This is a genomic window from Rahnella laticis, assembly GCF_015644585.1.
GTDB classification, from domain to species: Bacteria; Pseudomonadota; Gammaproteobacteria; order Enterobacterales; family Enterobacteriaceae; genus Rahnella; species Rahnella laticis.
Window position 1 is genome coordinate 90,841 of the sequence record NZ_JADOBI010000007.1, and the last position, 13,740, is coordinate 104,580.

The window sequence follows — 13,740 nt, forward strand, 5'->3', positions numbered from 1 at the left end:
TTAGTTACAACATACAGTTTATGACATAATTCAAAACCGTGCACACCTGACCTTCGGTTTTTTTATCAATTCCAGGATTTTAATGCTGTTTATCAGGGAAAAAGGCCAACGGTTTAAACCTGCGCGGCTTTATCGTAAGCTTGATTATCACATCGCCAGAAGGCCTGCCATGAACTCTGAATTTCCTGATGATTTACCGCGTTGCCCGTGGGGCGATAACGACCCGATGATGCGCGATTACCACGATCGCGAATGGGGAAAACCGGTTCGCGACAGTCGTGCCTTATGGGAAAAGCTGATGCTGGACGGTTTCCAGGCGGGTTTATCATGGCGGATCGTACTGAAAAAACGCGATGCTTTGCGGCAGGCATTTTACCATTTTGACCCGCAAAAAGTGGCTGAATTTACTGAAGAAGATATCGAAAGATTAGTGAATGACGCCGCCATTATTCGTTCACGCAGCAAGATCACCGCAGTGATTAAAAACGCCCGTGCGTATCTGGCCATGCAGGCGTCAGGCGAAGAATTTGGTGAGTGGATTTGGGCGCAAATTGGCGGGAAAGCCATTCAGCACACCGGCCCGGTTCCCACGAAAGATGCGCTGTCAGAACGGATTTCGAAGGATCTGAAGAAAAGGGGATTTACCTTCGTCGGCCCGACGATTGTTTATGCCTGGATGGAAGCGACGGGCCTGATTAATACACATCATCCCGACTGTTTTCGACGTGCTCAGGTTGCGGAAGATGCCTGAAACCTACTGAATGATAGGCAATAAATATCATGAGCTGTGATGCTTTTGATATTGTGACGGTGTCACTGAAAGTTGTCTGACAAACGCCCGTCGCAGGATATCGACGCTGGAAAATCCGCATTCCGCCGCGATTTGTTTCACCGCCAGCTCGCCAGTTTCCAGCAGCTGACGCGCGTGAAATACACGCTGCTGTTCAAGCCATTCGGCCGGGGACTGATTCAGTTCCTGATTAAATAAACGGGTAATGTGCCGGGTGCTGATCCCCATATGTGTGGCGAGACTTTGCAAATTATGCGGCTGATCCAGAGTGTTCAGCACCCAGCGCTGAACGTCCTGCAAAGCAGAACGCCCGCTTAACGAAGCCTGCCCATGGCGGCTAAATTGTAACTGGCCGCCGGGACGTTTGAAAAACATTACCAGCTGCGCGGCAACGTCGAGTGCCGTTTCCCGCCCGAGATCTTCCTCCACCATATTCAGTGCTAAATCCAGCCCGGACGTTACGCCAGCCGCGGTGCGAAGTTCGGCATCGGCAATAAAAATTGCGTCAGCTTCTACGTTCACCTGCGGATATTCCTGATGAAGCCGTTCCGCAACAGTCCAGTGTGTGGTAACGCGACGCCCGTTGATTAATCCGGCCGCCGCAAGCAGCATCGCGCCGCTGCAAACCGAACCGAAACGCTGTGCGTGATGGCTCCAGCGGCAAATATTTTCATGCAGCTTTTCGTCTGAAATGAAGCTGTCGAGCACCGGCGCACCGGCAACCAGGAAGGTGTCAAGCGCGTCGGGAAGCGGGTCGTCGAGTGTCAGATCGGCCAGCAGGCGGGCGCCGGAAGATGAAACAACGATCGGATCGGCCACGGCCATCACGCTGAGTTTATACACCTCACGCCCGCGTTGCTGATTTGCCTCGGCAAAAACGTCCAGCGGGCCGGAGACATCCAGCAACTGAACGCCTGGCACGGCCAGAATGATGATGTGTTTGGGCATGAGATGATTTCCTGTCGCAGAATGCGGATATGTCCCTAATCGTCATATTGCGACGATTGATGACATTCATAGTGAAGCTTAATCTGGGCTCATTCAACCCCAACGGAGAAATATTATGAGTCTGAACATTCAGGGCATCCGCATTCCCGACAGCAAAATGGCGCGCGAAGCCACCGAACTGGTCCGCGATACAGAAACCGATTTACTGTTCCATCATTCCAGCCGCGTGTATTACTGGGCGGCACTTGCCGGTCAGCAACGTCAGCTTAAAGTCGATCACGAGTTGCTGTATATCGGCTGTATGTTCCACGACATGGGGCTGACCCACGAAAATTGTAGCTGCGATAAACGCTTTGAAGTGGACGGCGCAAACGCGGCCCGCAAATTTATGCAGCAACACGGCGTCAGCACGCAGGATATTGATAAAGTCTGGACCGCGATTGCCTTGCACACGACGCCCGGGATCCCTGAATTTATGGATCCGGTCATTGCGCTGGTGACAGCAGGTGTGGAAATGGACGTTCTCGGGATTAATTATCAGGGATACGATGACGACGTGCGAAATGCGGTTGTGGATGCGCATCCGCGGACACCGGCATTTAAAGAAGACATCATTCAGGCATTTTATGATGGCATCAAAAACAGACCGCAAACCACATTTGGCAACGTGAAAGCGGATGTCATTGCCGACAAAGAACCCGATTTCATCAGAGGCAATTTCTGTTCGGTGATCCGCGGATCCCGCTGGCAGGGGTAAGAAGAAAAGGGCGCACCGGGCAAGATTCCGGTGCGTTTTCCTGTCGTACAAAACTGTCAGACCAGACGAAACTCAATCATAAACAGTGATTTCAGACCGGGGTAAATCTCGCTGATCACCTGTTTCAGCTCAGGTAATGTCATATTTTCCTGCAAGGCATGGGCGTCATTCAGCTCGTCAAATTGTACCGGCGTAACGTCGATAATCTCGATATTGCAGAAGAAAACGTTGTCTTCATAACGACTTACGCGAACACGATCGCCCGCCACAAAATTAGCATCGCTGGCTTCACGGAGCGTGATCGTTTTGCGCCCGGCCAGAATATCGGCCTCGAAACGACCGTAAAATGTGATGTCTTTCATCAGATGTTATCCCTCAGCGCTACGTTAAAGTCTTGTTCGCCACATCATACGAAGCATGCCGATAAAATCAACAAACACATTGATAAATATGATAAAAAAGTGATGAATTACGAACTAATCCAAATCTTTCGCTGACAGGTGCTGAGGTCGCGTGAGACACTCAGAATTCACGTAGCGCGATCAAATGACGGTCAGAACGGAGAGGAAATGGACGATATTTCGGCGAAAAACATCATTTCACTGTATCAGCGACATGCTGATATCTGGGATAAATTGCGTAAAAATCAGGGATATGAAAAGGCGTGGCTGGACCGTTTTCTGGCTCTGATCCCGTCAGAAGGCCGCATTCTGGACATCGGTTGCGGAGCAGGAAAACCCATCGCCGAATATTTTATAGAACGTCATTTCTCAGTGACCGGCGTCGATTCTTCAGAACCGATGATTTCGATTTGCCGTGAACGTTTCCCGGAACAACACTGGCAGGTTGCCGATATGCGTTCGTTATCGCTGAACGAGAAGTTCGACGGGCTGATTGCCTGGGACAGTTTTTTTCATCTGACGCGCGATGATCAGCGTGCCATGTTTGCCATTTTTGAGAAACACGCAAAGCCTGATGCAGCATTGATGTTCACCAGCGGTCCCGGCAACGGTGAGGCGATTGGCACATTTGAAGGGGAAGATCTGTATCACGCAAGTCTGGCTCCGGAAGAATACCGTGCGCTGTTTGATGAACATGGTTTCAGGGAAGTGAAGATGGTTGCCGAAGACCCGACATGTGCAGGACATACCATCTGGCTGGCACAGTTTAAAGGCTGAGATAGTCAGTGAAGTGGTGAAAGCTGCCGGAATGAAAGGATGCAGAACTGGCAGATTTTACGGAATGACGTGACGAACTAAAGCCGGATATCCTGAGTTTCTTAGATAACCAAAGTGCGCATAATGTATATTATGTTAAATTGAAATGCTATTAACGAACCCACCATCAATCTATCGTCTCTCCTGCCATTCTGTTCCTTTTTCATGACTCTTCACCTGTGCTTTGATCTTCAATATCACCATAATGCACGGCCAGCCAGACTGTGATTTCATTTGCGGCTGTCCACTCCAAACGGTGTTTGCGTAACGCCGGAATGTTGATGCAGTCGCCGGCGTGCATTACCCGCGTCTGCGTTTCGTTTTCCATTCGCAAACCGGCTGAACCTTGCAGAACCGTGACCCACTCGCTTTGCGTCTGGCAATACCAGAAATCTGGCGGACTTGCCTGGCCGGTTGAAACAATTCTCTCAATACGCATGCCCGGTATGTTCAACAGCGCTTCGAAGGTTTCGTTTTCCTGCGCACTGGCAGTAACCGGTAAACCGGCAAACAAATTAGACAGCATGCGGACGCTCCTTTCGGCGGATATCAACCAGTTCAAACTGACAACGCTACGTGAATTCTGAATTTCTGGCAGTACCATAATGCTGCAGAATTCACGTAGCGCATTCTTTATTTTGGCCGGTTTCAGCTATAACCCGGCATAAACCTTCTCGACCTTCGCCATATATCGTGGTGCCTGCGGGGCCGGATGATACTGACGAACATGCCAGTTAAACGCTTCCGGCGTCAGCTGATTGATCATCAGAATTGCCGTCTGGCGGTTTGAGGAAAATGTCCGCAATAAAGCACCGGCACCGTTAGCGTAAGCGACTTCTGTAGCATAGCGACGCGTCAGCGGATCGTTAATCCAGTTTAATTGCTGATGCTGTAATCCGCTGAGATATGCCGTACCCAAATCAATGTTGGTTTCCGGATCATGCAATTGTCTGTCGCTCGGGCAACCGCGTTTACCTTTATACCGGTATGCATCGCAGCCGCTGGTCGAGGCTTTAAGTTGCATCAGGCCAATGGCATTCGACGGGCTGACGGCGTCCGGATTGTAGCTGGACTCAACCTGGATAATTGCTTTGATCAGTTTCCGGTCAACTTTGTAATTATCGGCCGCATCTTCAATGATATTGTCATAAGCGTGGGTATCGTATTTTTTATAATGCGTTTTGCCAGAGCAACCCGCCAGAATCATCAGCATGATCAACAGGCTGATCCGTGACGGCTGTTTGAGTAATGAATTCATGAAATCTCACGGTTAAATGCGTCATTTTGGACGCTGACAAGATACCCTTAACGCCGCTGAGTATCATGGTTTAATTGAATTTTTTCACGTTTTACGTGTGCCAAAAATGCGCAATGCAAACCTCCTGCCGTTTCTTCTTTCACGGGCTTAGCCTTAAATAGCGTATTGACTTATTTAATACAAATTGTATTTTTAATGCCATGAAAACTTTTCTGATTATCGTCCCTGACGGGGGCATGTTATTTGAAGCGGCCGGTATCGCCGACATCCTTATGCAGGCGAATCGTCTGATGCCTGCTGGCGGGACGAATTCTCCTTATCAGGTCACGGTCGCCACCACGCAACCTCACCGCGTGGTTCACGGCGTTTCCGGCCTGAATTTGCTGGCTGACCACCGGCTTTGCGACCTTGACCCTGAACTTCCCCGCGACACTATTCTGATCACTGGCAAAGGGCTGACCGAAGAAGAAGGATCGGACGTCGTTGACTGGGTCAAACGCGCTGCACCCCATGCCCGGCGTGTTGTTTCCATTTGTGGCGGAGCCATGTTACTGGCGAAAACCGGCTTGCTGGATGGACGTCACGCCACGACGCACTGGCGGTTACTGGACACGTTGCAAGCTGAATTCCCGCAGATCGCCGTCGAACGCGGGCCTATTTATGTGCAGGATGGCCCGGTCTGGACTTCCGGCGGCGTCAGTTCCGGCTTTGATCTTACACTCGCGCTGGTGGAAGACGATCAGGGTTTTAATCTGGCCAGAGACGTTGCACAGGATTTAGTGATGTTTCTGCGCAGGCCTGGTGGACAGGCACAGTTTAGCCGCTATCTTTTGAATCAGGCCAGCGAAGGCCCTATCCGCGAGCTTCAGCTCTGGTTACCGGAGAACCTCACCGGCGATTTATCTGTCGAAGCTCTGGCTGAACGTGCCGCCATGAGCCCGCGTAATTTTACCCGGGTTTTCACCCGCGAAACCGGGATCACGCCGGCCAAATATGTTGAAGAAGTTCGCCTTAATGCGGCCAGGCAACGGCTTGAACAAACCACACAAGGCGTCGAGCAAATCGCACAGGTCACCGGATTTGGCAGTGGCCTGAATTTGCGGCGTGTTTTTGAAAGGAATTTACACCTGACCCCGACGGAATACCGGGAACGCTTCTGCTCACGCATGTTGGCGTAAATTGATCTTTTATTGTCATTTACGCCATATCTCCTTCGGTCTACATTACATGCAGGTCTGATAATAAAGGAGTTTCATCATGGTCAAAGTTGGTATCAACGGGTTTGGCAGGATTGGTCGAAATGTTTTACGCGCCGCACTGGGTCGTGATGACTTCCAGGTCGTCGCTATCAACGATCTCACCGACAGTAAAACCCTCGCGCATCTTCTGAAATATGATTCACTCTCAGGCACGTTAAATGCCAAAGTCGAAGCAGGCGAAGGGCAGCTGCTGCTCGATGGCAGAGCTATCCGCGTCTTCTCCGAAAGAGATCCGGCAGCGATTCCGTGGAGCAGCGTCGGTGTGGATATCGTTATTGAGGCGACCGGCTTCTTCACTGAAAAAGACAAAGCCGAATTGCATATCACCAAAGGCGGCGCCAAACGCGTCATTATTTCCGCACCGGCCAAAAACGACGATATCACTATCGTGATGGGCGTAAATGACGGCGACTATGACCCGGCCAAACACAAAGTGGTCAGTAACGGCAGTTGCACCACCAACGGTCTGGCACCGGCGGCGCTGGTTTTGCATTCAACCTTCGGGATTGAGCATGGCCTGATGAACACCACGCATGCGTATACCAACAGCCAGGCGTTGCACGATCAGCCGGAGAAAGATTTGCGCGGTGCGCGTGCGGCGGCGGTGTCGATTGTTCCGTATTCCAGCGGAGCGGCCAAAGCTATCGGTAAAGTCATTCCTGAACTGGATGGCAAAATGACCGGTTATTCCCTGCGCGTGCCGGTTCCCGTTGTGTCGATTGTTGACCTGACCGTCAACCTGAAACGCGAAGCCACGGTCGAAGAAATCAATGCGGCATTCCGTAAAGCTTCGGAGTCTGGCCCGCTGAAAGATATCCTGGGCTACAGCGAAGAACCGCTGGTTTCCAGCGATTATCGCGGCGACCCACGTTCTTCGATTGTTGACGGGCTTTCCACGCTGGTTATCGGCGGTAAGCTGGTGAAAATTCTGGCCTGGTACGATAACGAATGGGGCTTCTCAAACCGTCTGGTTGATCTGGCCCTGCTGATGGAAAAAAGAGGTTTATAACCCCCTATTTTCCTGCAAGACATTATAATGAGACACCGCCGCAAGGCGGTGTTTTTACAGTTGTTTCAGACAGACTCCTTGTTTCGAACAATAAACAGTATGTTGTAACTAAGCGTCTGCGCTTTGAACGAAATGCGTTACTCCTGCGGCCCTATTTTCATAAACGGGTTATAGGCGATTTCCCACAGATGTCCGTCCGGATCGGCGAAGTAACCCGAATATCCGCCCCAGAAAACTTTCTGCCCTGGCTTTATCAGCGTACCGCCCGCCTTCACAGCCTGTTCTAGAACGGCGTCTACTTTTGCTTCGCTGGCGACAGTCTGCGCCAGCGCCATTCCGCGAAATCCCTGACCTTCCGGGCTGAGTTCGGCATCTTTGGCCAGCTCATCCCACGGGAACAGAGACAGCCACGCCCCTGCCAGCTCAAAGAAACTCACACCGTCAGAATCAATAACCACTTTGGGGAACCCCAGACCGTTCTGGTAAAACTCCGTTGCGACGGCTAAATCCTTCACACCGAGCGTAATCATATTGATGACAGGTTGCATAACTGACTCCAGGCTATTGATTTAAAAAATCTCAAAAAAGAGTGAATTACCGGCTTCTCGCTGAGCAGGCGTAACGCTTATACTCTTGTTTTTCTCAGGGATGATGAGCCCCCGATGGATTACGATATAGCGATTATTGGATTAGGCCCGGCCGGTGCAACGCTCGCCAGGCTGCTTAAACCGGGTCTGAAAATTCTGGCCCTCGATAAGAAACAACAATGCGGTGAAGACGGTTTTCAGAAACCTTGCGGCGGTTTACTGGCCACGGATGCGCAACGTTCTTTTGTCCGTTTTGGCGTCAACCTGCCGACTTCCGTGCTGGCCGATCCACAGATATTTAGCGTGAAAACCTACGATTTGCAGACGAAGCTCATTCGTAATTATCAGCGTACTTACGTGAATATCAATCGTCACCGGTTTGATTTGTGGCTTAAAACACTGATTCCTGCCAGCGTTGATGTCCGGCATGACAGTCTGTGTCGCAAAATCACCCGCCGGGACGATGGCCTGTATCACATTCGTTTTAACGATAACGGCGCTGAACAGGAAGCGACTGTGAAATACGTGGTGGGCGCTGACGGCGCAAACTCCATGCTTCGTCGCATGCTTTATCCTGATCATGAAATCCGCAAGTATCTCTCAATACAACAATGGTTTGTCGATAAACATCCGGTGCCGTTTTACTCCTGTATTTTTGATAATGCGGTGACGGATTGCTATGCCTGGAGTATGTCGAAAGACGGCTATTTCATTCTGGGCGGAGCCTTTCCGATGAAGAATGGCAATCAGCAATTTGAAGCGCTGAAAAACCGTTTGCAGCCCTATTCCTTTACGTTCGGCGACGTGGTTAAAACGGAGAAATGTATCGTGCTCTGCCCGTCAAAACTGAGCGATTTCCGCTGCGGTAAAGAGAACATTTTCCTGATTGGCGAAGCCGCCGGTTTTATCAGCGCCAGTTCTCTGGAAGGCATCAGTTATGCTTTTGACAGCGCGGAGATCCTGAGCAAGATCCTCAATGCAGAGAGCGTTTCGCCGCACCGGGCTTATCAGAAAGGGACGCTGAAACTTCGTCTTAAATTATTCGGCAAAATTGTCAAAGCGGCCATTCTGACGTCTCCGCTGTTGCGCGGGCTGATCATGAAAAGCAAAATTTCACATGTCGATATGACAACACAGAAATAAAACCGCTGTTTCCGGCGTTTCTGGACGGCAGGAAGGCCCTCTTCCTGTTGTCTCAAAATGTTAATGGAGCCGGGGGATTAATGGTAAATGTTGCTGATCGTGCTAATCTTACGCCACTGAAAACCTGCTTACGCCCGACAGTGAGGAACTTTTGACCACTTTACGCCGCCGCCCGGAAGCATCCATTCCCAGGCTCCGTTTCCTCCCGGAAACTATCCATATCGGCCGTCAGTTGCGCACTTACTGTGATGCCCGTTTCAAAACCATTGGGCTGACGCTCGCCCGCGGGCAGGTGCTGTTGCACTTAGAGGCGGCTCAGGGTCGCCTGCCTCAGGGAGAGCTGACTGCCCTGCTGGAAGTCGAGCACCCTACCGCCATCCGCCTGTTTGACAGCCTTACCGAGCTGGGTTTGCTGGAACGCTGCCCAGGAGATTCTGACCGTCGTTCGAAAGACATTAAGCTGACAAATGCCGGAATTGAACTGGCGAATCAGGTTCGCAGCATGACCGATGACATTTTGATCCGCGTAATGGAAGGCATTCCGGATAAAGATATTGATGTCGCCCGCGACGTTCTCGCCAGCATCACCGCCAATATCGCCGCGCTTTAGTGGCGTTTTCCCCTTCCCGTTTGTCCCCCTTTCCTCTGCATTAATCACTTGCGTTACTGATTTGTTGTTCGTTATTTGCGTTTGTAAATATCACCAATATGAATAATTGGACTAGACACATCTGAAACGCCTTATTACATTATGTAGCAAGCTACAAACTAGTTGGGTAACGACTTACAAGGCATAACGATGACGACGCGTTCTGATTCAGATGTCCGGCAGGACGCCGGTGAATTAACAACACGGGATGCATCACCAGAAAAAGAACTCTCCGCACCACCGCCTGAAGGATTACCGAAACCGCAGCCAGCCTCGGTGCCTCCGTCACAGCATCACCCTTTCGCCGTCCGGGTCAGCACCTGGCTCTGGCACTATCCGCGTGGCCGGATTGTGGTTTATGCGCTGGCCTCGCTGATTATTGGCCTGACGCAGGGGCTGGGGATTAACCTGGTCAGCTCTAACCTGACGGGTATTCAGGGCTCGTTGAGCATTTCCAATGTCGAAAGTTACTGGCTGGTGGCAGCCTATACCGCGACCAGCGTCACCGGCACGATCCTGCTTTATAAAATCCGTACCCAGTTTGGCTTCAGGCGTTTCGGGGAATACGGGCTGCTGTTTTTTGCCATGGCGTCTCTGGCACAAACCTTTACCCATGATTTTCAGACCGCGCTGGCCGTCCGCGCCGTCATGGGTTTTGCGATGGCCTCTCTCGGCCCGCTGGCGTTGTTTTATATGTTCGAGATTTTCCCGCCCGCTAAAAAGCTGACCGCCGGGCTGTGTTTCGGGCTGGCGGGCAGCCAGATTGCCCTGCCGGTTTCACGCATTATTTCGCCGCATCTTCTCGATCTCGGCCACTGGCACCAGCTGACGATGCTGGAATCCGGTCTTTCCCTGATTTGTCTGGCAATTATCTGGATCCTGCCGCTGACGCATCCGCCCCGCGTGAAGGTATTCGAACGCATCGACTGGATCAGCTATCCGCTGATTGCCACCGCCGTCGCCTGTATGTCCGTGGTGCTGACGATGGGCCGTTATTACTGGTGGCAGGAGAAAGACTGGATCGGCGAAGTGCTGGTGGTCGGGATTATTGCGCTGACACTGTCTTTTATGGTCGAGCTCAAACGTAAGAATCCCATTATCGATTTGCGCTGGCTGATGACGCCGGAAATGCTGCTGTTCAGCGGTTCAATGCTGTTTATCCGTATGCTGCTTTCCGAGCAAACCACCGGCATGGTTGGCTTTCTGAATCTGGTCGGTCTGGTGAATGACCAGCTGGTTACGCTGTTTTGCGTGATTCTGGCCGCCACCGTTGCCGGGCTGGTGGTCGTCAGCATTATTCATAAAGCGAACCGCATCGTTTACATCCATCTGTTTTCCATTGCCCTGATTGCCGTGGCCTCGCTGATGGACGCCAGTTCCACTGCGGACACCCGCCCGGAACAGTTTTACCTGACGCAGGGCATGATTGCGTTTGCCGGTGCCATCTTTCTGCCGACGTCCTTATGGCTGGGTTTTATCCGCGCGTTGCAGTTCGGGCAAAGCCAGATCATCAGTTTCGTGCTGGTGTTTCTGTCGACGCAGAACGTCGGCGCACAGGTCGGCGGCGCTTTCCTGGGCACCATTCAGATATTGCGCGAGAAGTATCATTCCGCCGTTCTGGTTGAACATATCAGTTTGCAGAATCCGCTGGTGGTCGAACGAATTTCCCAGTACAGCCACCTGCTGAAACCGGTTCTGACGGATGGCTCACAGCTGAATGCCGAAGGTCTGGCGCAGCTGAGCACGAAGATCACCCAGCAGGCGGGACTGCTGGCCTACAACGATGTTTTTAGAGTGGTTTTTTATATGTCGCTGGGCTGTATTGCCGTGCTCGGCGCGCACATTATTGCCGGAAGGATCCAGACAAAAAAACGCGCAGCCTCCGAAGCGGTTGCCTGAATAAACAGATCCTGTTGACGAACTGAAACGAGGTATACGGACAAAGTGATGAAAAATATCTTTCGTTATCCATCCATTATTGTAGTGCTTTGCTTAGGCATTATTGGCGTGATGATTGTGTTGTACAGCTGGCAGCTGTTTCCATTTAACTCCAGGGTGGAATCGACCGATAACGCGTATATCCGCGGAAACGTCACCCTGCTCAGCCCGCAGGTTTCGGGTTACATCACCGGGGTGAAAGTGCAGGATTTTATGCCGGTGAAAAAAGGCGATGTGTTGTTTGTGATTGACGACAGCACTTACCGGCAGGAGTTGTTACAGGCCGAAGCCGCGGCGGCGCAGGCGCAGGTGACGCTGCAAAACTTCGAGCAGAACCGTGCGTCCAGTGCTGCCAGCCTGCAACTTGCAGAAGCGGAATTGCAAAGCGCGCAGGCAACACAAAGCAAGGCGTCACTCGATACCCATCGCAACGGGCCATTGCTACAAAAAGGATTGGTGTCAAAAACCACCGGAGATGAACTTCAGGCGGCGTTACTGACGGCGGAGGCCAACGTGGCAAAAGCGCGCGCATCCGTGAATATCGCACGCCAGAGTCTCGCGCTGGTGGAAGCCAATAAAGCGTCGCTGGCGGCGGCATTAAAAGCCTCACAGGCGAAAGTTGAAGTGGCACAAATCAATTTACAGCACACGCAGATTATCGCGCCGTCCGACGGGCAGCTCGGCGAAATCAGTGCCCGCATGGGGCAATACGTCAGTGCCGGAACGCAACTAACGTCGGTCACGCCAAAACAGGTCTGGGTGACGGCCAATTTTAAAGAGCGCCAGCTGGCGGGAATGGCTGTCGGGACGCCTGCGTCTTTCACGGTGGATGCGCTGAACGATCATCCGTTTAAAGGCCACGTGGTGCGGATTTCTCCGGCCGCCGGTTCGGAATTCAGCGTACTGAAAGCCGATAATGCGACCGGGAATTTCACCAAGATTTCTCAGCGTATCGCCGTACGCATTGAGCTGGAACCGGATCAGGCGCAGAGCGACCAGCTGCGACCGGGAATGTCCACGGTCGTCAGCGTTGATACCTCAAAGGCACCCAAAATCTGAATCAGCTGACAATATCAGCGTAATAGCGCCGCGCAACGTCAGGATGAGAGCGCAGCCGCCCTTTCAGATAGTTGAATCCCACGTCGCGGAACAGCGGATTCAGCGGATCGCTGGCATCGCCACGGGCTTCTTTTGCCAGCTCCGGCGGCAGCGGAAAGAGCGGCACAACGGCGTCCAGCTGCGCGCCGAGGAAAAAGGCCAGCGACAGCCGTTCGCCTTCAGCAGGCGGAGACACCACGCGGTGAACCGTCGCACGCAAGTAACCGTTGGTGGCCAGCTCCAGCAGTTCGCCGATATTCACCACCAGCGTATCCGCCACCGGCGGCGCATCGACCCATTCATTTTCCTCAACTTCAACCTGCAAACCGCGCTGTTCATCCTGCAATAAAAAGCTCAGGAAACCGGAATCTTTATGCGCGCCGACACCCTGATTTCCCGCCTCAGCCGCCCGCCCCGGATAACGGATCAGCTTGATGTGCTCATTGGGTTTTTCGCCATACAAAGGATCAAAGGCGTCTTCCGGCAGTTTCAGCGCCAGCGCAAAAGCGCGCAATAAACGCAGCGACATCGCCGTCATTTCCCTCTGCCAGCGCAGCAGCAGCGGGCGCAACTCAGGCAGCGCTTCCGGCCACTGATTTGGCCCCTGCAATCTTGCCCACGCAGGCGTCTCTCCGCTTACCGGTAATTTTGGCCGTTCGGCACCCAGATCAAACTGTTCGCGCCAGTCCGGCTGACCGCGGGTAATCTCTGACGCGGCGCGGTTATAGCCGCGAAAATGCGGAGAATTGATCATGGCGACGGCCAGTTTATCTTCTTCCGGCAAGGCAAAAAATTCCCGCGCTACGCGCTGCACGTCGTGAAGCAGCGTGGCATCCACGCCGTGGTTTTTCAGATAGAAGAAGCCGATTTCGCGGGCGGCATAACGCAGCTGCGACAAAAACGCTTCACGCTCTTCTGGCGTACCGGAAAACAGGCTGAAATCGACCAATGGGATAGTTGCTGACGTCTGGCTCATTGCTTACTCCGCCGTGATTATGGGTGATAATCGTCAACGCTATCACAGCGCCGGAGCGGCCGACCAATAGCCAGATAATCTGGTTTATGCTTCGGAGTTATGAAAAAACTA

The 13,740-nt window shown here is 52.3% G+C and carries 15 protein-coding genes; 9 read left to right on the forward strand and 6 right to left on the reverse strand.

Going from position 1 to position 13,740, the window contains the following annotated elements:
• The first annotated feature begins 169 nt into the window (after positions 1 to 169).
• Positions 170 to 751 (forward strand): DNA-3-methyladenine glycosylase I, encoded by a 582-nt coding sequence (locus IV433_RS16555; protein ID WP_195815126.1) that lies wholly within the window; start codon positions 170 to 172, stop codon positions 749 to 751.
• A 27-nt stretch (positions 752 to 778) separates the two neighbouring features.
• On the opposite strand, the gene IV433_RS16560 is transcribed toward IV433_RS16555, so the two are convergent.
• A complete protein-coding gene (locus IV433_RS16560) occupies positions 779 to 1,738 on the reverse strand; it encodes a GlxA family transcriptional regulator (protein WP_195815125.1) in 960 nt (319 codons plus the stop codon).
• A gap of 115 nt (positions 1,739 to 1,853) precedes the next feature.
• Between IV433_RS16560 and IV433_RS16565 the strand changes: the two genes are divergently transcribed.
• The gene (locus tag IV433_RS16565; RefSeq protein WP_195815124.1) at positions 1,854 to 2,495 is read left to right on the forward strand and encodes an HD domain-containing protein; all 642 of its coding nucleotides are present in this window, start codon (positions 1,854 to 1,856) and stop codon (positions 2,493 to 2,495) included.
• Positions 2,496 to 2,551: 56 nt separating this feature from the next.
• Here the strand turns inward: IV433_RS16565 and yqfB are convergent, their stop codons facing one another.
• The gene (gene yqfB / locus IV433_RS16570) at positions 2,552 to 2,860 is read right to left on the reverse strand and encodes a N(4)-acetylcytidine aminohydrolase (RefSeq protein WP_195815201.1); all 309 of its coding nucleotides are present in this window, start codon (positions 2,858 to 2,860) and stop codon (positions 2,552 to 2,554) included.
• 204 nt (positions 2,861 to 3,064) lie between these two features.
• On the opposite strand from yqfB, the gene IV433_RS16575 reads away from it, so the two are divergent.
• Entirely contained in the window at positions 3,065 to 3,673 is a 609-nt protein-coding gene (locus IV433_RS16575) for a class I SAM-dependent DNA methyltransferase (RefSeq protein WP_195815123.1), read from the forward strand.
• 202 nt (positions 3,674 to 3,875) lie between these two features.
• Here IV433_RS16575 and IV433_RS16580 read toward each other — a convergent pair whose 3' ends face one another.
• On the reverse strand, positions 3,876 to 4,238 hold the full coding sequence (locus IV433_RS16580) for a cupin domain-containing protein (RefSeq protein ID WP_195815122.1): 363 nt from the start codon (positions 4,236 to 4,238) through the stop codon (positions 3,876 to 3,878).
• Between the two features lie 126 nt (positions 4,239 to 4,364).
• Complete coding sequence (locus IV433_RS16585) at positions 4,365 to 4,970, reverse strand: transglycosylase SLT domain-containing protein (RefSeq protein WP_195815121.1); 606 nt, start codon at positions 4,968 to 4,970, stop codon at positions 4,365 to 4,367.
• A gap of 200 nt (positions 4,971 to 5,170) precedes the next feature.
• Between IV433_RS16585 and IV433_RS16590 the strand changes: the two genes are divergently transcribed.
• Together IV433_RS16590 and gap are read left to right on the forward strand one after the other, a co-directional pair.
• Entirely contained in the window at positions 5,171 to 6,148 is a 978-nt protein-coding gene (locus tag IV433_RS16590; protein ID WP_195815120.1) for a GlxA family transcriptional regulator, read from the forward strand.
• A gap of 79 nt (positions 6,149 to 6,227) precedes the next feature.
• The gene (gap, locus tag IV433_RS16595) at positions 6,228 to 7,238 is read left to right on the forward strand and encodes a type I glyceraldehyde-3-phosphate dehydrogenase (protein WP_195815119.1); all 1,011 of its coding nucleotides are present in this window, start codon (positions 6,228 to 6,230) and stop codon (positions 7,236 to 7,238) included.
• A 137-nt stretch (positions 7,239 to 7,375) separates the two neighbouring features.
• On the opposite strand, the gene IV433_RS16600 is transcribed toward gap, so the two are convergent.
• Positions 7,376 to 7,786 (reverse strand): VOC family protein, encoded by a 411-nt coding sequence (locus tag IV433_RS16600; RefSeq protein WP_195815118.1) that lies wholly within the window; start codon positions 7,784 to 7,786, stop codon positions 7,376 to 7,378.
• A gap of 114 nt (positions 7,787 to 7,900) precedes the next feature.
• Here IV433_RS16600 and IV433_RS16605 point away from each other — a divergent pair, with 114 nt between their 5' ends.
• From IV433_RS16605 to IV433_RS16620, 4 genes are all read left to right on the forward strand, one after another.
• Positions 7,901 to 8,968, forward strand: a complete 1,068-nt coding sequence (locus tag IV433_RS16605) for an FAD-binding protein (protein WP_195815117.1) — start codon at positions 7,901 to 7,903, stop codon at positions 8,966 to 8,968.
• Between the two features lie 151 nt (positions 8,969 to 9,119).
• Entirely contained in the window at positions 9,120 to 9,578 is a 459-nt protein-coding gene (locus IV433_RS16610) for a MarR family winged helix-turn-helix transcriptional regulator (protein WP_195815116.1), read from the forward strand.
• Positions 9,579 to 9,767: 189 nt separating this feature from the next.
• Positions 9,768 to 11,516, forward strand: a complete 1,749-nt coding sequence (locus tag IV433_RS16615) for an MFS transporter (protein ID WP_195815115.1) — start codon at positions 9,768 to 9,770, stop codon at positions 11,514 to 11,516.
• Positions 11,517 to 11,564: 48 nt separating this feature from the next.
• Entirely contained in the window at positions 11,565 to 12,614 is a 1,050-nt protein-coding gene (locus IV433_RS16620; protein ID WP_195815114.1) for an HlyD family secretion protein, read from the forward strand.
• Position 12,615: 1 nt separating this feature from the next.
• On the opposite strand, the gene IV433_RS16625 is transcribed toward IV433_RS16620, so the two are convergent.
• Positions 12,616 to 13,629, reverse strand: coding sequence for an isopenicillin N synthase family dioxygenase (locus tag IV433_RS16625; protein ID WP_195815113.1), 1,014 nt, complete (start codon positions 13,627 to 13,629; stop codon positions 12,616 to 12,618).
• Between the last annotated feature and the right edge of the window lie 111 nt (positions 13,630 to 13,740).

Bases quoted from the DNA above. Each gene is read 5' to 3' on its own strand.
- IV433_RS16555 (WP_195815126.1), top strand. From the start codon at position 170: ATGAACTCTGAATTTCCTGATGATTTACCGCGTTGCCCGTGGGGCGAT.
- IV433_RS16560 (WP_195815125.1), bottom strand. From the start codon at position 1,738: ATGCCCAAACACATCATCATTCTGGCCGTGCCAGGCGTTCAGTTGCTG.
- IV433_RS16565 (WP_195815124.1), top strand. From the start codon at position 1,854: ATGAGTCTGAACATTCAGGGCATCCGCATTCCCGACAGCAAAATGGCG.
- IV433_RS16575 (WP_195815123.1), top strand. From the start codon at position 3,065: ATGGACGATATTTCGGCGAAAAACATCATTTCACTGTATCAGCGACAT.
- IV433_RS16580 (WP_195815122.1), bottom strand. From the start codon at position 4,238: ATGCTGTCTAATTTGTTTGCCGGTTTACCGGTTACTGCCAGTGCGCAG.
- IV433_RS16585 (WP_195815121.1), bottom strand. From the start codon at position 4,970: ATGAATTCATTACTCAAACAGCCGTCACGGATCAGCCTGTTGATCATG.
- IV433_RS16590 (WP_195815120.1), top strand. From the start codon at position 5,171: ATGAAAACTTTTCTGATTATCGTCCCTGACGGGGGCATGTTATTTGAA.
- gap (WP_195815119.1), top strand. From the start codon at position 6,228: ATGGTCAAAGTTGGTATCAACGGGTTTGGCAGGATTGGTCGAAATGTT.
- IV433_RS16600 (WP_195815118.1), bottom strand. From the start codon at position 7,786: ATGCAACCTGTCATCAATATGATTACGCTCGGTGTGAAGGATTTAGCC.
- IV433_RS16605 (WP_195815117.1), top strand. From the start codon at position 7,901: ATGGATTACGATATAGCGATTATTGGATTAGGCCCGGCCGGTGCAACG.
- IV433_RS16615 (WP_195815115.1), top strand. From the start codon at position 9,768: ATGACGACGCGTTCTGATTCAGATGTCCGGCAGGACGCCGGTGAATTA.
- IV433_RS16620 (WP_195815114.1), top strand. From the start codon at position 11,565: ATGAAAAATATCTTTCGTTATCCATCCATTATTGTAGTGCTTTGCTTA.
- IV433_RS16625 (WP_195815113.1), bottom strand. From the start codon at position 13,629: ATGAGCCAGACGTCAGCAACTATCCCATTGGTCGATTTCAGCCTGTTT.